Annotated in this window: 17 protein-coding genes; 10 read left to right on the top strand and 7 right to left on the bottom strand. The window is 64.3% G+C overall.

What is annotated here, in order from left to right; all coding sequences use genetic code 11:
- The 5 genes from SD72_RS17125 to nrdI all read right to left on the bottom strand — a co-directional run.
- On the bottom strand, positions 1-462 hold a 462-nt coding region (locus tag SD72_RS17125; RefSeq protein ID WP_198141986.1), incomplete at its 3' end, for a leucine-rich repeat domain-containing protein.
- Between the two features lie 353 nt (positions 463-815).
- Positions 816-1,400, bottom strand: a complete 585-nt coding sequence (locus SD72_RS14085) for an NADPH-dependent FMN reductase (protein ID WP_232299795.1) — start codon at positions 1,398-1,400, stop codon at positions 816-818.
- Between the two features lie 59 nt (positions 1,401-1,459).
- On the bottom strand, positions 1,460-2,500 hold the full coding sequence (gene nrdF, locus SD72_RS14090) for a class 1b ribonucleoside-diphosphate reductase subunit beta (protein WP_084767242.1): 1,041 nt from the start codon (positions 2,498-2,500) through the stop codon (positions 1,460-1,462).
- Positions 2,501-2,550: 50 nt separating this feature from the next.
- On the bottom strand, positions 2,551-4,752 hold the full coding sequence (gene nrdE, locus SD72_RS14095; protein ID WP_084767243.1) for a class 1b ribonucleoside-diphosphate reductase subunit alpha: 2,202 nt from the start codon (positions 4,750-4,752) through the stop codon (positions 2,551-2,553).
- Entirely contained in the window at positions 4,749-5,216 is a 468-nt protein-coding gene (gene nrdI / locus SD72_RS14100) for a class Ib ribonucleoside-diphosphate reductase assembly flavoprotein NrdI (protein ID WP_232299797.1), read from the bottom strand. Before nrdI ends, nrdE begins: the two co-directional genes overlap by 4 nt.
- Positions 5,217-5,680: 464 nt before the next feature.
- On the opposite strand from nrdI, the gene SD72_RS14105 reads away from it, so the two are divergent.
- A complete protein-coding gene (locus tag SD72_RS14105; RefSeq protein WP_042545104.1) occupies positions 5,681-10,759 on the top strand; it encodes an SdrD B-like domain-containing protein in 5,079 nt (1,692 codons plus the stop codon).
- A gap of 175 nt (positions 10,760-10,934) precedes the next feature.
- The gene (locus SD72_RS14110; protein WP_052492723.1) at positions 10,935-11,594 is read left to right on the top strand and encodes a pentapeptide repeat-containing protein; all 660 of its coding nucleotides are present in this window, start codon (positions 10,935-10,937) and stop codon (positions 11,592-11,594) included.
- A 17-nt stretch (positions 11,595-11,611) separates the two neighbouring features.
- On the opposite strand, the gene SD72_RS14115 is transcribed toward SD72_RS14110, so the two are convergent.
- The gene (locus SD72_RS14115; protein ID WP_042545105.1) at positions 11,612-12,280 is read right to left on the bottom strand and encodes an HAD hydrolase-like protein; all 669 of its coding nucleotides are present in this window, start codon (positions 12,278-12,280) and stop codon (positions 11,612-11,614) included.
- A gap of 122 nt (positions 12,281-12,402) precedes the next feature.
- Between SD72_RS14115 and SD72_RS14120 the strand changes: the two genes are divergently transcribed.
- The 8 genes from SD72_RS14120 (at position 12,403) to SD72_RS14155 (ending at position 21,916) form a co-directional block, all read left to right on the top strand.
- Positions 12,403-14,514, top strand: a complete 2,112-nt coding sequence (locus SD72_RS14120; RefSeq protein WP_042545106.1) for a heavy metal translocating P-type ATPase — start codon at positions 12,403-12,405, stop codon at positions 14,512-14,514.
- Positions 14,515-14,621: 107 nt separating this feature from the next.
- The gene (locus SD72_RS14125) at positions 14,622-15,071 is read left to right on the top strand and encodes a MarR family winged helix-turn-helix transcriptional regulator (RefSeq protein WP_042545107.1); all 450 of its coding nucleotides are present in this window, start codon (positions 14,622-14,624) and stop codon (positions 15,069-15,071) included.
- A gap of 124 nt (positions 15,072-15,195) precedes the next feature.
- A complete protein-coding gene (locus SD72_RS14130) occupies positions 15,196-15,879 on the top strand; it encodes a GntR family transcriptional regulator (RefSeq protein ID WP_042545108.1) in 684 nt (227 codons plus the stop codon).
- Between the two features lie 78 nt (positions 15,880-15,957).
- Positions 15,958-17,361, top strand: coding sequence for an MFS transporter (locus SD72_RS14135; protein ID WP_042545109.1), 1,404 nt, complete (start codon positions 15,958-15,960; stop codon positions 17,359-17,361).
- A 25-nt stretch (positions 17,362-17,386) separates the two neighbouring features.
- On the top strand, positions 17,387-18,202 hold the full coding sequence (locus SD72_RS14140) for an acetoacetate decarboxylase family protein (protein ID WP_042545110.1): 816 nt from the start codon (positions 17,387-17,389) through the stop codon (positions 18,200-18,202).
- Positions 18,199-19,215 carry an Ldh family oxidoreductase gene (locus tag SD72_RS14145; RefSeq protein WP_042545111.1) on the top strand — a complete coding sequence of 339 codons (1,017 nt, stop codon included), beginning with the start codon at positions 18,199-18,201 and terminating at the stop codon, positions 19,213-19,215. Before SD72_RS14140 ends, SD72_RS14145 begins: the two co-directional genes overlap by 4 nt.
- On the top strand, positions 19,215-20,453 hold the full coding sequence (locus SD72_RS14150; RefSeq protein ID WP_042545112.1) for an iron-containing alcohol dehydrogenase: 1,239 nt from the start codon (positions 19,215-19,217) through the stop codon (positions 20,451-20,453). The genes SD72_RS14145 and SD72_RS14150 overlap by 1 nt, the downstream gene beginning before the upstream one ends.
- Positions 20,447-21,916 carry an NAD-dependent succinate-semialdehyde dehydrogenase gene (locus SD72_RS14155; RefSeq protein ID WP_042545113.1) on the top strand — a complete coding sequence of 490 codons (1,470 nt, stop codon included), beginning with the start codon at positions 20,447-20,449 and terminating at the stop codon, positions 21,914-21,916. Before SD72_RS14150 ends, SD72_RS14155 begins: the two co-directional genes overlap by 7 nt.
- 75 nt (positions 21,917-21,991) lie before the next feature.
- Here SD72_RS14155 and SD72_RS14160 read toward each other — a convergent pair whose 3' ends face one another.
- Positions 21,992-23,479 (bottom strand): alanine/glycine:cation symporter family protein, encoded by a 1,488-nt coding sequence (locus SD72_RS14160; RefSeq protein WP_042545114.1) that lies wholly within the window; start codon positions 23,477-23,479, stop codon positions 21,992-21,994.
- Positions 23,480-23,489: the final 10 nt, after the last annotated feature.

Here is a 23,489-nt window from a genome sequence, read left to right on the forward strand (position 1 = left end):
CGTCACCTGCGTGAGCTGATTGTTCTGGAACGCGTAGCCGCTGATTGTCGTGACCGAGTCAGGGATCCTCACCTGCGCGAGCTGATTGCGAGAGAACGCAAAGTCACCGATGGTCGTGACCGAATCGGGGATCGTGACCTGCGTGAGCTGATTGTCCCGGAACGCCTGGCTGTCGATGGTCGTGACCGAATCGGGGATCGTGACCTGCGTAAGCTGATTGTCCCAGAACGCCCGGCTGCCAATGGTCGTGACCGGGTACGGGGTGCCGTTGATGGTGACGGTGCCAGGGATCGCCACAGTGGTACCACCGATGGCCGGGTCATAACCGGTGGCGGTGGCGCCTGCAGAGACGTTTGTGTCGTCAGCGATGAACGTGATCCCGTTAACGGTCGTGGTGACGGCGGCGGCATGGGCTTGGCTTGGCGTCATGAGCAAGCCCGTGGCAGTCAACAGCACGGTCACGGCCAGAGCGAACCACCGTGTCGAGTGGGAATTCATACTCGCTTGGGCAACCACAGGACTCCTTCGTTCGTGGCGTCCGTGCCGTGCCAGGATTGCGGCACACACCAAACGCTCTGACCCCGGTAGCACGGGCCCAGTTATAGCAGCATCCTATCGATTCCCCTAGCCATCGCGCGAGACCCGTACTCGCAGAGACTCCTCACCGCGGGTGTGCAGCGGTCGGACCGGGCTGTTCGGTCATACCCTGATTCGCGGCTCGTCAGCATCGCGGGCTTGGCACTTGCGACGGACCACGCAGCCGTCGTAGCCGCAGTAGCCGGCTGCGCGGGCAGCTTCCCGCGCACCCGGCTTACTCAGCTGTGCTGGTGCTCGCGCACGACCTCAGCGAAGCGGGCGAGATACGCGCGAACGAAGCTGACAGTGGAATCATCGACGAACTCGCCCGCGCTGTCGAGGAGTGACGTTGATTGGCCAAGGAACACCTCGGGCTGCCCGGGGAAGGGCATATCGAAATAGGACAGCGCGAGCCGGAGGTTTTTCTGCGAGCTGTAGCCGCCCATGCGCCCAACCGAGTGGCTGATGATGCCTGCTGGGAGCCCCTTCCAAGCAACGTCGCTGTTCGGTTTTGACCCGATGTCGACGGCGTTCTTCAGGCACGCGGGGATCGTGCGGCTGTTCTCTGGCGTGACGAACAGGACGCCGTCTGCTGCCTTGAGGGTCTCGCGGAAGCTGGTGTACTCGGCAGGCGTCGGGGTGCCGGCCGATTCCGGGTCGTCGTAGTCGAAGTTGTAGAGCGGCAGCTCGCCGATGGGCACGATCTTCGCTTCGAAGCCGTCTGGCATCAGGGCGATCGCGTTCAGCGCGATCTTGCGCGCGAGGGAGCCTGCGCGCAGGCTCCCGACGATGACGGAGATGGTGTGGGTCACGCTGTGGGTCACGCTGTGCCTTTCGTTCGGGGTGGGGCGAGGGGTTGGGGGAGGGCGGCGCACGCGCCCCGCTAGAAATCCCAGTCCTCGTCGCTCGTGTCCTCGGCCTTGCCGATGACATAGGACGAGCCGGAACCAGAGAAGAAGTCGTGGTTCTCATCGGATCCAGGCGCGAGCGCCGCGAGGATCTCCGGGTTCACCTCCGTCTCCTCCGGGGTGAACCGCGCGGGGTAGCCGAGATTCATAAGGGCCTTATTCGCGTTGTAGCGCACGAACACCGCCACGTCGTCCATGAGGCCGAGCGGCTCGTAGAGCTCGCCTGAGTACTGGAGTTCAAGCTCGTATAGCTCGTCGAGCAGGTCGCGAGTGAAGCCGCGCATATGCTCCCTGGACGCGGGTGAGTGCCGCTCGAGGCCGCGCTGGTACTTGTAGCCGGAGTAGTACCCGTGCACTGCCTTGTCGCGGAGAATGAGTCGGATCATGTCTGCCGTGTTCGTGAGCGTCGCGTGCACTGAGAAGTGCAACGGCAGGTAGAAGCCAGCGTAGAGGAGCAGCGAGGAGAGCAGCGTCGACGACACCTTCCGCTTGAGCGGATCCTCAGCGAAATAGTGCGCGAGCACCTTCTTCGCCCGCTCCTGCAGGAGGTCATTCGCGACCGCCCAGCGATAGGCGTCGTCGATTTCGGGGGTGCTCGTGAGCGTGGAAAACACGGAGGAGTACGAACGAGCGTGCACCGACTGCATGAAAGCGATGTTTGTGTAGACCGCCTCCTCGTGCTCCATCTGCGCGTCCTGAATCTGGCAGATCTCGCCGACCGTCGCCTGCACGGTGTCGAGCATGGTGAGTCCCGTGAACACGCGCATCGTGAGCGTCCGCTCCTCCTCGCTGAGCCGCTTCCACGCTGGGAGGTCGTTCGACAGCGGCACCTTCTCTGGCAGCCAGAAGTTCGCGGTCAGCCTGTTCCACACCTCGAGATCCTTGTCGTCACCCACGCGGTTCCAGTTGATGGGGCGCAGCCTCGCGGCCGGGTCTTGGCGGTAGCCTGGCGGCGTGACCGACACCTCCGTAATGGGCAGGCTGAGGTCGAGGGGCGTACTTGCTGGGTGCGGCATGGTGATTCCTTTGCGGTGTGGTGATGGGTGGTGGGGCGGAGCCGCTGGCATCACAGCGCGCACGACACACACCCCTCAATCTCGGTGCCCTCGAGCGCGGGCTGGCGCAGGCGAATGTAGTAGAGCGTCTTGATGCCCTTGCGCCACGCGTAGATCTGCGCCTTGTTGATGTCGCGCGTCGTCGCGGTGTCCTTGAAGAACAGCGTGAGCGACAGCCCCTGGTCGACGTGCTGCGTTGCCGCGGCGTAGGTGTCGATGATCTTCTCGGGGCCGATCTCGTAGGCATCCTCGTAGAACTCGAGGTTGTCGTTCGTCATGAACGGCGCCGGGTAGTACACGCGGCCGAGCTTGCCCTCCTTGCGGATCTCCACCTTTGCGGCGATCGGGTGGATCGACGCCGTGGAGTTGTTCACGTACGAGATCGAACCGGTTGGCGGGACAGCCTGCAGGTAGGCGTTGTAGATGCCGTGCTCGCGCACCGATTCGCGAAGTGCCTCCCAATCCGCGCGAGACGGGATCCGCACTCCCGCGGCGGCGAACAGCTCGCTCACGCGCCCGGTCGCTGGCTGCCAGTCACGCTCGGTGTATCGCGTGAAGTAGCTGCCGTCTGCGTAGCTCGATTCGGAGTACCCGAAGAAGGTCTCGCCGCGCTCGATCGCGAGCATGTTGGAGGCCCGGATCGCGTGGTAGGCGACGGTGAGGAAGTACAGGTCGGTGAAGTCGATGCCCTCTGCGCTGCCATACCTGATGCGCTGCGCAGCGAGATAGCCGTGCAGGTTCATTTGGCCGAGGCCGATCGCGTGCGATGCCGCGTTGCCAGCCGCAATCGAGGGGACGGCGGCGACATCGGTCTGCTCGGAGACACTCGTGAGCGCGCGCACCGCGGTCTCGACGGTCTGCCCAATATCGGGTGAGGACATTGCCGCCGCGATGTTCATCGAGCCGAGGTTGCAGGAGATATCACGACCAACAGCCTCGTATCCGATCGCGACGTCGTAGCGCGAGGGGCTGTTCACCTGCAGGATCTCGCTGCAGAGGTTCGACATGTTGATGCGCCCCTGGAGCGGGTTCGCCCGGTTCACCGTGTCCTCGAAGAGCACATACGGGTAGCCCGACTCGAACTGCAGTTCGGCGAGCGTCTTGAAGAAGTCGCGCGCGCTGATGGTCGTCTTGCCGATCCTGGGGTTCGCGACGAGCTCGTCATAGCGGTCGTTGACCGAAATGTCTGAGAGCGGTTCGCCGAGCTCGCGCTCGACGTCGTACGGGCTGAAGAGGTGCATCTCCCGGTTCTCGCGTGCGAGCTGGAACGTGACGTCGGGGATGACGACGCCGAGTGAGAGCGTCTTGATGCGGATCTTCTCGTCTGCGTTCTCGCGCTTTGTATCGAGAAAGCGGAGGATGTCAGGGTGGTGCGCGTGCAGGTAGGCGGCACCAGCGCCCTGCCTGGCACCGAGCTGATTCGCGTAGGAGAAGGAATCCTCGAGAATTTTCATCACCGGCACCACGCCTGAGGCCTGGTTGCGCACCTGCTTGATGGGGGCGCCGGCCTCACGGAGATTCGTGAGTAGCAGCGCGACACCGCCGCCGCGCTTGGAGAGCTGCAGCGCGGAGTTCACGCTCCTGCCGATCGATTCGAGGTTGTCCTCGAGCCGGAGCAGGAAGCACGAAACGAGCTCGCCGCGCTGCGCCTTGCCGGCGTTGAGAAACGTGGGCGTCGCCGGCTGGAATCGGCCGGTGAGCATGTCGTCGACGAGCCGCTCCGCGAGCCCCTCGTCGCCGCGGGCGAGGAAGAGTGCGGTGGCGACGACCCGCTCCGCGAAGCTCTCAAGGTACGTCTCCCCGTCGAACGTGGTGAGCGCGTACGACGTGAAGAACTTGAATGCGCCGAGGAAGGTCGCGAAGCGGTGGCCGGCGGCGTCGGCGCGTTCGTGGATCGCGGTGAGGAACGCAGCACTGTAGTTCGCGAGGAACTCGGCCTCGTAGTATTCCTTGGCGACGAGCCACTCGAGCCGCTGCGCGACTGATTCGAAGCGTCGCGTGTGCGGAATCACGTGCTGCACGAAGTACTCGCGAGCAGCCTCCCGATCCCGCTCGAACTGGATCGAGCCGTCGGCGGCGAAGAGGTTGAGCTGCGCGTTGAGCGCGTGGTAATCCTTGCGCTCGCCGATCCCGCGACCGGCGCCAGCCTGAGGGGTGGGTGTGCCCGTCGCGGCGGGCGCCAGCGATGGCTGTGTTGGGGCGATTGTTGTCATGCTGTTTTCCTTGTCTCTGCTGCTGCGGTTGTGACCATGGCCCAAAAGCGTGTGAGGCCAGTCATGACCTGTTCGACGTCGCGCTCTGTCCCCAGCAGTTCGAAGCGATAGAGCTCCGGGACGTTGCATTTCGACGCGATGATGGGCCCGGCGATGCAGTAGTGCTCGCCGAAGTTGGTGTTGCCCGCGGTGATGACCCCGCGAAGCAGCGAACGGTTCACCTGGTCGTTGAGGAACGTCGCGGTCTGTCGTGGCACAGCGCCGGATCGCTCGCCACCGCCGTATGTCGGGACGACGAGCACGAACGGCCGCGAGACGCGGATCATCGGCTCGAGTCTGGGCCTGAGCGGGATGCGGACGGCGTCGCGCTCGAGCCGCTCGACAAAGCGTCTCGTGTTTTCCGAGACGCTCGAGAAGTACACGAGGTCTGGGGACTCAGTGTGGGTGAGCTCGCGGGCTGGCAGGGGATCTCCGCCGCGCCGGGGTGACGTGTGCAGGGGGCCTCCGTGGTGTTCCCTTGGCAAGCCCAGTACGCGGCCGGCCACTACATGTAGTGCTCGGATTTCGAATCCGGAGCACATCTAGTATCAACACGTCCATGGGGGGAAAGTGTACGACACGCCGTACAAATAAGTACGGACTACCGAACTTGGTCGAGATCGGCCGTGACGGGACCCGGTTGGCCGTGGAGTTTCGCGGCGACCTCGGCTGGCGATTCCCGGGGCGATCCGGCCGACTACAGCTCTGGGCGAACAGCGCTCGACCGGTTCGCATTGCGCGCCGCAAACGGATAGGATCATCGCCGGGGAAGAGACCTGCTTGGGGCAGGTCTGTTCAATTCAGGTGCCGCGATCGCGGTCACCAACGCAGGGACGCGTCTACTTATTTAGACGTGTCCCTATTTTTTGGTTCCTGGGGGGAAGCGACGATGTCTGAGTACATCGCGCCGCGTTCGCGCGCGCGCATTTTCATGAATTGGCTAGCAGGCGCATTGGTTGCGCTGCTGGTCGTCGGGGGTTTTAGCACCCCGGCAATGGCAGCTGGGGGAAAGGTCACCGTCTTCCCGGCGAGCTCAAGCGGAGAAGAGCACAACGGCACACCCGTGATGCCGGGTGGCGAAACCTTCTCGTTCCAGCTCGGGTACGGGTCGATGGATGACGGCGCGGTCTCGACGATCACCCTTCCCGAGGGCGTCACGATCCCCAAGGAGGCGCTCGTCGTCCCTGCTGGGAATACCGCCGTTGAGTCTCTCGAAATTAACGCAGACGGCCAGCTCGTGATTACCTTCGCGAAGAAGTTCCCGAGCGACGTTAGCCAGGGTGTGCTCGACCTGAAGTTCACCCTCGACACGGTTGAGTACTCTGAGGTTCGCGAACTGAACTGGGACGTCGACGGCGTTCCCACGTCGCAGCAGATCATCGTGACGAAGCCGGGAGACAAGCCGAGCGCCACGAACGACGGCGCTGAGAAGCGCGTCAACAACCCAAACATCGAGCACTCCATCGTCGACGGCAAAGTCGTCATCGACGAGGCCGTTCTCGGAACGAAGATTGAATACACCCTCACGGTGCGGAGCAAGGATGCCCGCGACGTCGTTGTGACTGACACGCTCGGAAAGCACCTGTCGTTCGTCGAGGGATCGCTCAAGGGCACGAAGACCGTGCGCGATGAGAACGACCTCAACCCGGTGAAAACCGCGCTCACGGGGCTCGAAACTATCTCGGGCGAGAGCTTCGAACACAAGTTTGCTGCCGAGGCAAACTCGGTCTACACCTTCACCTACGAGGCAACCATCGCCGACGCGAAGGCGCTCGCTGCACTCCGCGACGAACTCCAGCAGGCATACGACAAGGTCGCAGGCACGGAGAATGGCGGCGCGTACGCGGTTCAGCTCACCAACAACGCTGACGTCTCGGGCACCGCGGTGAACGCGCGCTTCTCGATTGGCGGAACAGCCGCACCCGAGGATCGCCCCGGCGTAGGCGAGGCGTTCACCAAGTCCGTTGAACCGAAGAACGTGGACCTCGCGGAGCAGCTCAAGGGCGGGGCAACACTCCCAGAGCCGATCCCGCTGACCTACACCTTGACGGCAGATCTCACGAAGTTCGCTGATTTCGCGAACAACGAGAAGTACAAGCTGCAGAACAACGTGGTCATCAAGGACGTGCTCCCTGAGACAGTGGCATGGGATATGCAGGCGAGGAACAGCTTCCTCACCCTCACCGATGCGGCAGGCGACGTGATCCCGCTGACACCGGCCGACACCTCCAAGCGTGACGTCGACCAGGTGATTGCCGGCGACGACTACAAGTTCCACTACGTCGTCAACGGGCAGCAGCTGTTCGTGAACGTCGGAAAGGACGTGAAGGAGAAGTACACCCTCACCGTCAAGGCGACGCTCTTCGAGCTCCCGGTAGAGGCATCCGATACGACCGGCATCTACATCGACCGCTTCCTCGCTCGCAACCACGCCAGCTTCAGCTACGGGGGTAAGACGCCCCACAACACGCACGCGGACACCGTTGTCACGACACCGAAGGATCTCTCCGGCGGCGTTGACGACAAGGACAAGTTCGACAAGACGGCACCGGGCGGCACGCTGACCGCAGTTGCGGGCAACTCGGTTGACGTGCCCTATAACTTCAAGGTGGGTGCAGGTGTCGGCAACGCGCTCACCTCGCGCATCGTCGACGCGGTCGATCACAGCATTTTCGACGTCACCGAGAAGACGCTGCCCCAGATCAAGGCGTCGATCACGGGCAAGTACGACTCGGACTACCCCCTCGACGGCGACACGTTCGATGTTTCGATCGACAAGGACGGCAAGCTCGTCATCGCCCCGAACGCCTCTTTCCCGAAGTCGGCCGATTGGGGAGCTGTTGCCGCTGCGCCAATGAACAAGGCGTGGGAGATTACGTTCAAGCTCCCAACCCACGTGCTCAAGGGCAAGCAGACGATCGACATCAAGAACTCGGCGAACTACGAGGGATCGGATCTCGAGTACACCTTCATCTCGAGCTCGCAGACGAAGGCGACCAGCTTCGGCAACGAGATGGAGGTCCAGAAGCGGGTCTACGACGCGAAGAAGGACGCCTTCACGACGAACCTCCGGGCAGAGACTGTCGACGGCAAGCTCGTCAATGACACGTTCATCTACCGGGTAGAGCTCATGCCGCACGGGACGTTCTCCAACATGGTGGAGTCCGTCACCGACGTGCTTCCCGCCGGTGTTGAGTTTGTCGGATTCGTCGCTCCTGAGGATGTCAAGGGTGACCGGGTCTCCACGAACCCCAGCTACAGCGTTCCGGGTTCCAGGCTCACCGCGACCTACGACGCAGCAGCCAACTCGGTCACGCTCGAAAAGGGCAGGCTCGACAACGGCAAGACCGTGAGCTTGTTCTTCAAGGTCAAGTTGACTGACGCCAAGGAGAACATCGGCGTCACCAACATCATCGGCACGTCCGGCGCGACCATCACGCCGACGAACGACTACCCGCTGAGCCTGCTTAAGCGCGACAGCGCTGACGCGAACAAGCTCATCACGGATAAGAACGCTCGCTTCTCGGTGCTTGAAGCCGACAAGAAGACTGTCGTGCTCGAAAACCTGCGCGTTGAGAACGGCAAGATTGTGACGGCAGACGGCGGCACCCCCGTCATCAAGAAGTCGGAGGACGCGGAAGAGCCGACGACGCTGGGAACCTACTGGCTCCGCGAGGACGTCGCGCCCGCCGGCTACAAGAAGACCGACGAGCTGTTCGAGATCAAGTTCGCCGAGGACGAGTCCTCCAACGAGGTCGTGGTCATGAACGATCGCCAGAACTACGCGATCGGCGACTACACCTGGATCGACGCGAACCGCGACGGCATCCAGGACGAGGGCGAAGAGGTGCTTCCCGGTGTAACCGTTGAGCTGCTCAAGGACGGGGAAGTCATCGCGACGACCACGACCGACGCTCAGGGCCGCTACCTGTTTGACGAGTTGCCCGCCGGTGAGTACCGGGTGAAGTTCACCCTCACCGAAGAGCAGCAGAAGATCTACACCTTCACGTCGCAGAACGCAGGCGCGGACGACGCAGCCGATTCGGACGCCAACCCTGCGACCGGCCTCACGACCACAATCGTGCTCGGTGAAACAAACACGAACCTCACGAAGGACTACGACCACGGCACCGTCAAGGCCACCGAGGGCATCGACCCCACGTGGGATGCTGGCGTCGTGTTGAAGACCTACGCGATCGGCGACTACACCTGGATCGACGCGAACCGCGACGGTATCCAGGACGAGGGCGAAGAAGTTCTTCCCGGCGTGACGGTGGAGTTGCTCAAGGACGGGGAAGTCATCGCGACGACCACGACCGACGAGAACGGCCACTACATGTTCGACGAGCTCCTCGCCGGCGAGTACGAGGTGAAGTTCACCCTCACCGAGGAGCAGCAGAAGGTCTACCGCTTCACCGAGCAGAACTCCGGCTCGGACGTTGCATCGGATTCGGACGCTGACCCGACGAGCGGTCTCACCACGAAGATCGTGCTCGGCGATTCGAACACGAACCTCACGAAGGATTACGAGCACGGCACCGTCAAGGCCACCGAGGGCATCGACCCGACGTGGGACGCCGGCGTCATCAAGAAGAGCTGGGCGATCGGCGATTACACGTGGATCGACAACAACCGCGACGGTATCCAGGACGAGGGCGACGACATCCTCCCCGGCGTCACCGTTGAGCTCATCAAGGATGGCAAGGTCATCGCGACAACCACCTCAGATGAGAACGGCCGCTACCTCTTCGACGAGCTCGAAGCAGGCGAGTACCAGGTGAAGTTCACCCTCACCGACGACCAGCAGAAGATCTACACGTTCACCGACCAGCAGGCCGGCGATGACGGTGCGGCTGACTCGAACGCGGACCGGAAGACGGGTCTCACGACCACGATCGTGCTCGGCGACGAGAACCCGAACCTCACGAAGGACTACGAGTTCGGAACCGTGACCGCCACCGAGGGTATCGACCCGACGTGGGACGCCGGTGTCGTGCTCAAGACCTACGCGATCGGCGACTACACGTGGATCGACGCGAACCGTGACGGCATCCAGAATGCCGACGAGGAGCGCTTGCCAGGTGTCACCGTCGAACTCTTCAAGGATGGGGTCGTCATTGCGACGACCACGACCGACGAGAACGGCCACTACATGTTCGACGAGCTGCTCGCCGGCGAGTACGAGGTGAAGTTCACCCTCACCGAGGAGCAGCAGAAGATCTACACGTTCACGACGAAGCTCGCGGGCGGGAACGACGCGGCTGACTCGGATGCGGATCGCAAGACCGGCTTCACCGCAAAGATCGTGCTTGGCAACGACAACCCGAACCTCACGCATGACTACAGCACCGCTGAGGTCAAGGCGACCGAGGGCATCGACCCGACGTGGGACGCAGGCGTTGTGCTGAAGAGCTACGCGATCGGCGACGTCGTCTGGATCGACACGAACAAGGATGGCATCCAGGACAGCAACGAGAAGGTGCTCCCCGGAGTCACTGTCGAGCTGTTCAAGGACGGCAAGGTCATCGCGAAGACCACGACCGATAAGAACGGTCGCTACATCTTCGACGAGCTGATGGCTGGCGAGTACGAGGTGAAGTTCACGCTCACCAAGGAGCAGCAGAAGGTCTACAAGTTCACGAAGCAGCACGCTGGAGGCAGCGATGCGGCCGACTCGAACGCTGACCCCAAGACCGGGTTCACCGTGAAGATCGTGCTGAACGATGACAACGCGAACCTGACGCTCGACTACGAGTACGGAACCGTTCTCGCCACGCAGGGCATCGACCCGACGTGGGACGCTGGCGTCATCGTGCTCGACATCGCTACGCCAGTTGACCCGGGAACGCCCGGCGTGAACGAGCTGCCGAGCACCGGCGGATCGCTGCCGCTGACGCTCGGGGGGATCGCCCTCGCGCTCCTCGCAGCAGGCGCGTCGCTAATGTTCTGGCGCCGTCGCACCGCGTAACCGAACCGCGTAACCGCGTAGCTTCGGCACGTAAGTAAGAGGGGGCGTAGCCCGGCACACAGCCGGGCTACGCCCCCTCTTCGTTGTCTGGTGGTGCGGCGGCTTTCCCGGGGTAGCAGATCGCGAGCCGCGGGAGTCAGTCGGAGTGTCAGCGCCGCCCGATAGCGTTGCTGGCATGGTGAGACGACAGTCGAAGAGCGGCCCGCGCATTGATCCCCTCGTGCTCCGCGACCTTGCGGAGGGAGACGCAGCCGCGCTCGCCCCGGGGGCGGACCTCGACGGCCTGCGCTTCGAGCAGCCCGAGCTGCCACGGTCGCTCGCCGGCATCACGCTGCTCGAGTGCGAGCTTTCGGGCATCACCGCGGAGCGGCTTGAGCTGCGCGGCGCAAGGCTGCTTGAGTCTCGGCTGGCGCGCTGCTCGGTACCAACGGTCTCTGCGCATGGCAGCAGCTGGCGCGACGCGGAGATCGTTGAGTCGCGCATCGGCGCGATCGAGGTGAGCGATGCAGAGCTCAGGCGCGTGGTGGTCGAGGGGTCGAAGCTCGGGTGGGTGAATCTCCGCGGCGCGAACATCGCCGACGTCGTCTTCCGCAACTGCTCGTTTTCTGAGCTCGACTTCGGCGGGGCAAAGATCGCGCGTGTGTCGTTCGAAAACTGCGTCACTGAGAAGCTCACCCTGACGCAGGCGCGCTCGGAACACCTCGACCTGCGCGGGCTCGAGTTCGGTGCGATCGAGGGGTTCGAGGGGCTGCGCGGCTCGACCCTCAGTCCCGAGCAGGTCGCCCTCATGGCCGAGATGTTCGCTGCCCACTTCGGGGCGACCGTCGCGGACTGAGGCGAGCGGCCGGGCCGCTAGCGCAGGATGAGCGCCCTGAGTTCCTCGGGGGTCATTACGTGGTGGATCGCGCCGGCGGCCTCCTCTGGGAGCCCGAAGCCCCAGTCAACAAAGATGACGGGAACGTTGTGCTCCGCGCCGCCGTCGACGTCGTGATGGCGGTCGCCGATAAGCACGGGCCGCGAGACGTCGGCACCCGCGGCCGAGAGCCGCTCGAGCGCGCGCTCAACGACAAAGGCCTTCCCGTCGAGCTGGCCCTCAATGCCAGAGCGAGCGCCCGAGAGCGCCGTGAACTCCGGCAGGAGGCCGAAATGGTCGAGGATCGCGCGCACCTGCACCTCTGGCTTCGTGCTCGCGGTCGACTGGGGTACCCCAGCAGCTGAGACCGCGCGCACGATCTCTGGCACGCCCGGGTAGAGATCGACCGAGGCGGCGTAGCCCTCGCCAGACGATAGGCCGCGGTACCGCGTGAGCGCCTCCTGCGCTTCCTCAGTGCTCATCCGCGCCCGCTGCTGGAATGACTCGAGCATGGGCGGGCCCATCCACAGTGCGAGCTCATCGGTAGTCGGCGTCGGGCGACCGAAGGACTCGAGCACTGTTGTCAGGCGGGCGAACATGCCGCGGGATGCGTCGGCGATGGTTCCGTCGACGTCCCACAGAATGCAGCTAAAGGCGGATCTATCCATACTTCTAGCCTAGGGCTAGCTGACGCCATGCCATGGACAATAGCCTCGGGGGACAATGGCGCTAGCCAAATATACCCCCAGGGGGTACTGTGGGAAGCGTCAACCTGGAACAAGGGGGAGTCATGACCAACGAACACGGTGCTCACAGTGCGCCGACCGCGCACGCCGAGCACGACACTCACGATGGCGGTCACGAAAGCCACGATGGCCACGATGGCCACGGAGGCCACGACGGGCATGGCGGTGGCGGCCACGACGGGCACGTCGCCCTGTATCGCAAGATGTTCTGGATCATGCTGGTCCTCGCGATCCCCACGGTGCTCCTCTCGGGAATGTTCGCCTCGATCGTTGGCTACGAGCTCCCCGACGTTTCGTGGCTGACCTGGGTCTCACCTGTGCTCGGCACGGTGATGTACGTCTGGGGCGGCAGACCGTTCCTCTCCGGGGCGGTAGACGAGATCAAGGCTCGCAAGCCGGGCATGATGCTCCTCATCGCGCTCGCGATCACGGTCGCCTTCCTCGCCTCTTGGGCGGCAAGCCTCGGTCTCATCAGCCATGAGCTCGATTTCTGGTGGGAGCTCGCGCTCCTCGTCGTGATCATGTTGCTCGGGCACTGGATCGAGATGCGCTCGCTCGCGCAGACCACCTCGGCACTTGATTCGCTCGCTGCGCTGTTGCCGGATGAGGCCGAGCGGGTGGAGGGCGGGCAGATCGTGAAGATCTCCCCAAGTGATCTCCGCGTCGGTGACGTCGTTGTTGTGCGCCCAGGCGGCAGCGTCCCCGCCGACGGCAGGGTCGTTGACGGCCGCGCGTCATTCGACGAGTCCATGGTGACCGGTGAGTCACGCACCGTCGGCAGGAGCGTTGGCGACACAGTGTCTGCTGGCACGGTCGCGACTGACTCGGGGGTGCGCATCGAGGTGACGGCGATCGGCGATGACACGGCCCTTGCTGGCATTCAGCGCCTCGTCACCGAGGCACAGAACTCCTCGTCACGCGCGCAGCGGCTCGCGGACACCGCAGCCGGATGGTTGTTCTGGTTTGCCCTTGGGGCGGCAGTCATCACGGCGATCGTGTGGACCCTGTTTGGCAACCCGGACGACGCGGTCGTGCGCACCATCACGGTGCTCGTGATCGCCTGCCCCCACGCGCTTGGGCTCGCCATCCCGCTCGTCGTGTCGATCGCGACCGAGCGTGCGGCGCGCGCCGGCATCCTGGTGAAGGACCGTCTCGCGCTCGAGAGCATGCGCCTCGTCGACGCTGTGCTATTCGACAAGACCGGAACCCTCACCAAGGGCGAGCCGGTGGTGACAGAGGTCGAGGTCGCTGGCGGGTACGATGCCGACGTGGTGCTCGCGCTCGCGGCAGCGGCAGAACAGGACAGCGAGCACCCGCTCGCGCAGGCGATTGTGCGAGCGGCTCGCGAGCGTAGCCTCGACGTGCCCGCCTCGGCAGACTTCGCGTCGTCGCCGGCGGTCGGGGTCACGGCCGTAGTTGATGGCGCGACGGTTCGAGTCGGCGGTCCGTACATGCTCGAAGAGGAGGGAGCGGTAGAGCTTCCCGTCGCAGAGGAGTGGCGTGCGCGCGGCGCGATCATTCTGCACGTGCTTCGTGACGGCCGCCTCATCGGCGCGCTTGCGTTGAGCGACGAGATCCGTTCGGAATCGCGCGACGCGGTTCGGGCGCTGCACGAACTCGGGGTTGAGGTCGTCATGATCACTGGTGATGCCGAGGCGGTCGCGAAGACCGTTGCGGAGGAGCTGGGGATCGACCGTGTGCTCGCCGGGGTGCGCCCAGAGGACAAAGCGGCGGAGGTGCTCAAGTTGCAGACGGAGGGCAAGCGGGTCGCGATGGTCGGTGACGGCGTAAACGACGCTCCAGCACTCGCGCAGGCCGACGTTGGGCTAGCGATCGGGGCTGGCACCGACGTTGCGATCGCCTCGGCTGGCGTGATTCTCGCGAGCGACGATCCGCGCTCCGTCGTCTCCGTTATCGCGCTCTCGAAGGCGACCTACCGGAAGATGCGGCAGAACCTGTGGTGGGCCGCCGGCTACAACCTCATCTCGGTGCCGCTCGCCGCAGGCGTGCTTGCGCCGATCGGTTTCGTGCTTCCCATGTCCGTTGGCGCGGTGCTGATGTCGCTCTCCACCGTCGTCGTTGCGCTCAACGCTCAGCTGCTGCGCAGGCTCGATCTCAGGCCCGATGTGACTACGGCTGAGGTGCTGCGCCGCTAGCAGCGGTCACGGGTGCACCGGGTAGTCTCGGTTGCACACCCGAAAACTGTTGGTGGCCGGTCGGGGGGCCTGTCACCAACAGTCACGTTGCCGATAGGGGGAGCTCCGTGGATGATACTGGCTCACAGCAGGAACCCGTTGCGATCGCAGACCGGCTGAGTTTTCAGCTGTACGCCGCATCGCGAGCCGTGGTCGGCGCCTACCGGCGCAAGCTCCAGGAATTCGACCTCACGTATCCGCAGTACCTCGCGATGCACGCGCTCTGGACGAACGATGGACAGACCGTTACCGAGCTCTGTTCCGCGCTCGAGCTTGATTCGGGGACGGTCTCGCCGCTCCTCACGAGGCTTGAGGCGGTGGGATACCTGCTGCGCGAACGCGTTGGCGCGGACGGGCGGCAGGTGCGAGTCTTCTGCACCGAGCTGGGGCGCGAGCTGCAAGAAAAGACCCTTCCGGTGCCGGTGGACGTTGCCAGCTCTTCTGGACTGAGCGACGCAGAATATGGGCAGCTCTGCGGGTTGCTGAGCACGCTCAGGGCCGCCGTGCGGAGCGCGTAGCCGGCCTCCACTCCTTCGTTCCGAACTGCGAACGGGCGGTGCCAGGTCGGCACACAGAAATCCGATCGGATATCTTGACCAAATCCGATCCGATCCGATATGTTTGGATCGTCAAGGAGGAACAATGGCAGAGAACACGGCCGCGTCAAAGCACGATGCGCAGCGGTCCCCCATCGCCGAGCACGTCTACGAGCGTCTCATCGACATGTTCATCTCGGGGGAGATAGCGGCCGGCCAACGACTCTCTGTTGACGGTCTCAGTCGCGAGCTCCAGGTCTCGCAGACACCGATCCGTCGCGCGCTCACGCTGCTCGAAGCAGATGGGCTCGCTCACAATTCCTACCTCGCTGGGTACACCGCTGCCGAGAAGCTCACGGAGGAGGAGCTCGATGAGCTCTTCGAGGTGCGCTTGCTCATCGAACCGAAAGCAGCAGCGCTCGCCGCACAACGCGGCACAGCGGAGCAGTTCGACGAAATCGAGGCGCTCAGTGAGCGCATGGTCGTGCGCGACGTCGGGGGCAACCCCATGGATTACAGCGCATTCGCGCGCCTCGACGCCCAGTTCCACGAGGCGATTGTCGCGGCTGCGAGCAACGCCATGCTGCTCCGCAACTACGTGACAATCCGCGCCCACGTGCACCTCTTCCGGCTCCGGTTCCATCGCACAGTCACCGCAGACGCGATTACGGAGCACGCGGAAATCCTCGAAGCCCTGCGCTCGCGTGATGCTGGCCGAGCCGAAACCGCAGCGAGGGAACACCTGCTGCAATCGCACGCACGACTCAAGCGCGCATTCGAGACCCCCTAAACCCCAACCCTCAGGTCCACCGATCGTGCAGGCGCACGGTCGTCATTCGTGCTGCAATGACGCAGAGAAAGAACGAGAATGTCAACGACAATAATTCGATCGGTGAAGGACGTCACTGCCTTCATCGATAGCCAACCCAAGCTGGCAAACGTTGCGAAGGCCGCATGGCTTATTGCCCTCGGCGGGCTCTTCCTTGATGCCTTCGCGAACTCGGCGCTCGGCTCGGCGCTCGCGCCGCTCACCGCAACGTTTGACCTCGACCCGGCGCAGGTCGGCATGCTCACCGCATCGTCCGCCCTTGTAGCGTTGATCGTGAACCCACTCGGCGGTTGGATGGCCGACCGCATCGGTCGAGTGAAGCCGCTCATTGCGACGAAATTCATATACATTGCAGGCGCTATCCTCACCCTGCTCGCGGTGAACTTCGAAATGGTGTTCGCCGGGCGCGTTATGGTCGGTATCGCCTACGGGATCGACTTCTCTATCGCGATGGCGCTGCTCGCGGAGTACACGCCGGCGAAGCACCGGTCGAAGCTGAACCTCTGGAACGGCATCTGGTACATCGCGGTGATCTCAAACCTCGTTGTGACCCTCGTCTTCACCCAGCTGGGCGTCGGCCAGGATATCTGGCGTTACTCGATCGCCTCTTCTGGCGTACTCGCACTCGTTATTCTCGTGCTTCAGGTGCGATATCTCGCTGAGAGCCCGACGTGGCTGGCGCGGATCGGGCGAACTGACCGGGCGGTTGCCAGCTTGCAGAAGCTGTTCCCGCAGCGCGCTTTCGAGGCTGGCGCGGCCGAGACAGAGCCGTCAAAGGGCAGCGCGGGCAACATTACGCTGCTGTTCAGAGGTTCGTACCGTCCACGCACGATCCTCTCGGGCATCATTTCGCTCTGCCAATACATGCAGTACTCGGCGGTTGGATGGTACCTCCCGGTTATCGCCCTCGCCCTGTTTGACGAGAATTTTGTCGCTGCGACCATCGCCGCAATCGTCTTCAACCTGTTCGGCGTACTCGGCGGCTTCAGCTCACCGTACTTCGGGAAGCGGTTCGGCCTGCGCAACTCAGCCATGTATGGCTTCGCCGCCGTATTCCTCGTGCTCATCGGTATGGGCCTGCTTGACGGGAAAGTCACCCCCCTCCTGCTCGCCATCTTCCCGGCGGCACTCATCTTCTTCCACTCCGCTGGGCCAGCATCCAACGGAAAGTCGATCGCTGCGCTTTCGTACCGCTCGGAGATCAGGGCGAGTGGCACGGCGTTCACTGGCTTCCTCGCAAACGTAGGCGCGGCTATCGGCCTGTTCGTCTTCCCCGTGCTGCGCGGAACCTATGACCTGGGAACGGTGCTGCTCATCCTCAGCGTTGTGCCACTCGTCGGTTTCATCGCGTGTGTCGCAATCCCGTGGGACCCCACCCGCAACGGCTTCTCCGCCGACGAGGAGACCACCGCCCCAGGCCTCGAGCCAGCTGGCCGCGGCTAACCACTTCACGAGATCGGAACACGACATGACCGAACCAACAGGTTTTCTCTTCCCCCGCTCGCCCGAGGGACGCGCAGACATTATCGCGGCCCCGCCGTGGCACTACTCCGGGACGTGGCTGACCGTCGAGTATCGGACGAACCCCGATAACGTTCGCGCGCTGCTTCCGCCCCAGCTGGGGCTCGACGAGGACGATCCCGGTCGCGTCGCGATGGTCTTTGCTGACTGGCAGTCGTGCACCGACGGGGGCGAGGAGCTTCTCGATCCCGTGCAGTCCCAGTACTCTGAAGCCTTCCTAGCGGTGAAAGCCACCTATGGCGGAAAGATTTACACGCGTATCGCGTACATCTGGGTCGACCGGGACTTCTCCCTCGGTCGCGGCATACACATGGGCTACCCCAAGAAGTTCGGGTCGATTTATCAGACTCGACCGTTCCCATACGGGCCGGCGCCACGAATTGCGCCTGACAACCGCTTCGGCGCCAGCCTTGCCTCGTACGACAGGCGGATCGCTGAGGCCCGGATCACGCTGCGCGAACAGGCAGAAACTGGGCCGACGGTCAACGTGCACCCGCTGCTGCACAGCCGACTGCTGCGATCCATTGAGAAGGGGCAGCCAGACAGCCTTGATGAGCTCATCACGCACGGGCCAATCCGTGCGGAGGGAAGCAAGCCCTGGCTCGCCGACGCCGAGCTGCGGCTCTTTGACTCCCCGGTCGAAGAACTCGCGAATGTGAAGGTCGACGAGGTCCTCGGCGGGTACTACCAGCAGCTTGGCACCGTGTGGGACGGCGGCACGCTGTTGAGCCCGCGCCTGAGCAGTGAGGACCACGCGTCGTGACGACTGTCCCCATCGAGGCGCTCCGCGAGGCTCTCGTGCGGCGCCTCGTTGAGGCGGGCTCCAGCCGAGAGACGGCTGAGGTGCAGGCAGACATGCTTGTCGAGGCGGAACTGCGCGGCCTTCCGTCACATGGCGCCCTCAGGCTGAACACGCTGCGGCAGCGGATCGCGAATGGTGTGTGCGCGCCGAACGCGCTCGGCAAGCACTCGTGGCGTGGCACAGCCTGGCTTGACGTCGATGGCGAGAGTGGCTTCGGCCCGGTCGTTGCACAGCACGCACTGACCGCGGCGGCGCGACGAACTCAGGAGACCGGCGTCTGCCTCGTCACGGTGCGAACGAGCAACCACCTGGGAATGCTCGCCTGGTACGCGGAGCACTGGGCGCGACAGGGGTACGTGCTGATCGGACTCACAACAAGCGAGGCGCTTGTGCACCCGTACGGCGGCACCTCCCGCCTGCTCGGTACGAACCCGCTGACAATCGGAGTTCCGACGGCCGACGAAGAGCCGCTCGTTGTTGACCTCGCGACATCCATTGTCGCGATGGGCAAGGTCCACGACTACGCGGGGCGCGGGCAAGCCCTGGAGCCGGGTTGGGCGCGCGACGCTCAGGGCCGCGCGACAACGGATGCTGTGGCGGCGCGCAGCGGGGCGATCGCCCCGTTTGGCGGCGCGAAAGGTTACGCGCTTGGGCTCGGGATTGAAGTGCTCGTCACCGCGCTCACCGGTTCGGCTATCGGCACCTCCGTGCGCGGCACCCTTGATGCAACCGAGACGGCGTCGAAGGGAGACGTGTTCATCCTCGCCCCGGCTCGCGGCGGTGCGCTCGCCAATCTGCTCGCAGACTTTCTCGACGAAGTGCGTGCGAGCGATCCGGCGGATCCCGCGCGGCCGGTGCTCGTGCCCGGTGACCGCTCGCGAGCAGAACGCACCCGCCGCATCGCGGAAGGCGTTGAGGTGCGCGATGCCCTCTGGGCCGAGATTTCCCACCAGAACAGAACGGAACAAGCCTGATGGCGCTCAACGCACTGCGCTCCCCTCGCACCATAGTTATTGCCGAGGGCGCGCGTCACTCGGTCGGTCACCATGCGGCAGCGCTCGGTGCCAGCGCGATCCTGATCACGGACGAGCGCTGTGCAACTACCCAGGGGTTCGCGGACATTCTCACGAGCCTCACCGTCGCCGGCGTCGACGTGGCCGTGTACGCGTCCACGCAGCCTGAGCTTCCGAGTGAGCAGGTCGCTGAGGTCGCCGCAATGCTCGGGGAACGAGAGATCGTCATCGGAGTCGGTGGCGGGAGCTGCATAGATCTCGCGAAGGCTGCAGCGGTGATCGGAGCGTACTCGGGTACGATCGCCGACTACTACGGAGAAAATCGGGTGCCAGGGCCTGTGCTCCCCATCATCGCAGTGCCGACCACCGCTGGGACCGGCGCGGAAGTGACGCCCGTCGCGGTGATCAGTGACGGCGCAACCGGGATCAAATCTGGGGTCTCGAGCCCCAGGCTTATCCCAGAAGTGGCCCTCGTCGATCCGGAGCTCACCTACACCTGCCCCGCCGGGCTCACCGCAGCCGTTGGCGCGGATGCGCTCTGCCACCTCGTCGAGTCGTACACGGCAATCCCGCGAGAGCAGGGTGCCGAGGCGGTGCTCAGCAAAGTCTTCCTCGGCGCGGGCGAGCTGACAGCCGTCTATGGGCGCGAAGGGCTCCGTCTCGCGGACGCGTATCTCGAACGTGCGGTGCGCGACGGCAGCGACGTCGAGGCGAGAGGCGGCATGGCAAGGGCGGCGACGTATGGTGGTCTCGCCTTGGGAACCGCAGGTACCGCTGCCGCCCACGCCCTCCAGTACCCCATCGGGGCGGTGACGCACACCCCGCACGGCGTCGGCGTTGGGATCCTGCTGCCGTATGTCATGCGGTTCAATCGAAGCCATGCGCGAGCAGCGTTCGCTGAGCTGGGTGCCGTGCTCGGTGCACCGACAGACGCGACAGTGGAGCAGCGCGCAGACCACGCGATCCACCGCATCACCGAAATTCTTCATGCGATCGGCATCCCGAAAACCCTCGCGGAGATTGGTATGTCAGAAACGGACCTTCCAGCAGCCGTCACCGCCGCGATGCGCTCAGAGCGGCTGATCCACAACAATCCACGCCCGCTTGACGAGGCTGGCGTGCAGACACTGTTCTCTGCGGCACTCACTGGCGACGAATCATCGCTCGCCGCCACAACCACAACAGGAGCCCCATGTTGACATCATCACCACTCCCGCCGCTTGACGCCGCTTCCTTGGAGACCGGCCTCCTCATCGACGGGGAATTTCGGCCCGCTCGGAGCTCGCGCACGATCAACGTACTCGACCCGTCGACGGGGGAACTCATCGCCGCGGTCGCTGATGCTGGCGACGAGGAGGTTGCTGACGCGCTCGCCGCCGCGCGCTCACAGCAGGCGGCCTGGGCCGCGACCTCGCCGCGGGCACGAGCAGACATCCTCATGCGCACCTTCGAAATCATGATGGAGGAGCGAGAGCGGCTCGCGCGGCTCATCTCTTGGGAGAACGGCAAGGCGCTTCCCGACGCACGCGGCGAGGTCGCATATGCCGCCGAGTTCTTCCGATGGTACGCGGAGGAGGCGCCGCGCATGCAGGGAACCTTCCAGCGGTCCCCGGGCGGCGCGAACAACATCCTCGTCGACTACGCGCCGGTCGGTGTTGCGCTGCTCGTCACGCCTTGGAATTTTCCAGCCGCAATGGCAACGAGAAAGATCGCCCCAGCGCTCGCTGCCGGGTGCACCGCGATCCTGAAGCCCGCGAAGGAGACGCCGCTCACCGCGCTTGCCATCGGGGAGATCCTCGTGCGTGCGGGGGTTCCGGCCGGGGTGGTGAATATTCTGACGACGAGCCGCTCTGGCCCTGTTGTCTCTGCGCTCTTGGATGATCCCGCAGTGCGGGTGCTGTCATTCACCGGCTCAACCGAGGTTGGGCGGGTGCTGCTTGCCGAGGCTGCGCGCACCGTGGTGAAGCCCGCGATGGAACTTGGTGGGAACGCACCGTTCGTTGTGCTGGCCGATGCTGACGTTGAGCTCGCTCTCGACGGGGCGATGGTCGCGAAGATGCGCAATGGGGGCCAGGCCTGTACGGCCGCAAACCGGTTTATTGTGCACGAGTCGCTCGCAGAGCGTTTCGCTGCAGGGCTCGCTGAGCGTTTCGCAGCGCTCACGATCGGTGTCGGATATGAGGAGGGTGTCGACCTTGGTCCGCTCGTGAACGAAGCAAGCGTGGTCAAGGTGCAGGCCCTCGTCGATGATGCGGTGGCGCACGGCGCGCGTGTGCTCACGGGTGGTTCGCGCCCAGACACTGCTGGCTCGCACTACAGCGCAACCGTGTTGGTTGACGTGCCGACCGAGGCGGCGATCACCCGTGAAGAGATCTTCGGTCCCGTTGCCGCCATTACTTCGTTCAGCACGGACGAGGAGGCCATCGAGATGGCGAACTCCACGGAGTATGGCTTGGTGTCGTATCTCTTCACTGCAGACCTGCAGCGCGGGCTGACGCTCTCGCGCCAACTCGACTCCGGGATGGTGGGGCTGAATCGCGGCCTCGTATCTGACGCGGCGGCTCCGTTTGGCGGGACGAAGCAGAGCGGCTTGGGTCGAGAGGGTGCTCGCGAGGGGCTACTGGAGTATCTCGAGCAGCGCTATATCGCCGTGGACTGGTGAGCTGACGGGAGCGGCACCTCGGGTTGCGCGGAGATTGTTCGCACGCGCCAAGCAGCGCGTGCGAACAATCTCCGCCTAGCCCCGTGATTTCGGCGAGGTACCGCGAGTGGCGTCGGGGATGTCGATCCGGCCGGTGACCGACTGCTCGTCGGCCCAGAGCTCGACACCGCCGAGCTCTGGCAGTCGATCGCGCGTGAATACCGGGTCGCGACCGGCCTGCCGCTGCTGGGAGTAGTCGCGAAGCAGCTTGAAGGCCACGCCGGAGAGCAGGGCGATCGCGACGAGGTTGATGAGGGCCATGACGCCCATGATGCCGTCAGCGAAGTTCCAGACGATGTCTGCGGAGACGACCGCACCGGCGAACACCGCGAGCACGGCGACTATGCGGTAGCCGGTGAGCACGCGCTTTCCCGAGCGGAGGAACTCAATGTTGGACTCGCCGTAGTAGTAGTTGCCGAGGATCGACGAGAACGCGAGCAGGAAGATAATGATCGTGAGGAGCACGTTCGCCCACGGTCCGAGCGCGTTCGCGATTGCGCTCTGCGTGAGGGCAATGCCCTTGTCTGCGCCGGTGAGGTCGGGTGCGGCGACGAGCACGATGAACGCCGTAATCGAGCAGATGAGGAACGTATCGAAATAGACGCCGAGCGTCTGCACGAGCCCCTGCTTGACGGGGTGCGTCACGGCGGCAGACGCGCCAGCGTTCGGCGCGGAGCCGAGGCCGGCCTCGTTGGAGAACATGCCGCGCTTGATGCCGGTGAGGATGACGTAGCCGAGAGCGGCTCCGGTCACCTGGCTCGGGCCGAATGCCGATGTGAAGATCGTCGCGAAGACTCCGGGGAGCTCTTGGATGTTGAGCGCAACGATGACGAGCCCAAGCAGCAGGTAGAGCAGTGCCATGAGCGGGACGAGGGTCTGGGTGACCGAGGCGATGCGCCGCACGCCGCCAAAGATGACTGCCGCCATGAGGATCGCGAGCGCCGCGCCTGTGACGAGTGGGAGCCAGGAGGGGATGTTGCCGCCGAAGCTGCCCGAGAGGGTGGCCTGGATCGTGTTGGCCTGGAGTGAGGAGAACGCGATCGGGAAGCACACAATGAGCACTGCGGAGAACAGCACGCCGAGCCAGCGGGCGCCGAGTCCGCGCTCCATGTAATACGCAGGGCCCCCGCGGAACCCGGTGGAATCACGGGTCTTGTAGAGCTGGGCAAGCGAGGACTCGACGAAAGACGATGCGCCGCCGATGAAGGCCATGAGCCACATCCAGAAGATCGCGCCAGGCCCGCCGATCGCGATCGCTGTTCCCACACCCGCAATGTTGCCGACGCCGACGCGTGAGGCGGCAGAAATGGTGAATGCCTGAAACGCGGAGACTGACTGTGGCTCGCCGTTTTCGTCGCGCGGTGTCTTGTCCGTGAGGGTGCGGAACATGTCCGGGAGCAGCCGAAACTGTACGACTCCGGAGCGGATCGTGAGGTACAGGCCGAGGGCAACGACGACGGGCAGCACGAGCCACGTCCAGAAGGTGTCGCCCCACTCGGCAATGAGATCGCTGATCGCTTCCATGTGACGAGCC

This window comes from Leucobacter komagatae (assembly GCF_000834055.1).
Classification (GTDB): domain Bacteria; phylum Actinomycetota; class Actinomycetes; order Actinomycetales; family Microbacteriaceae; genus Leucobacter; species Leucobacter komagatae_A.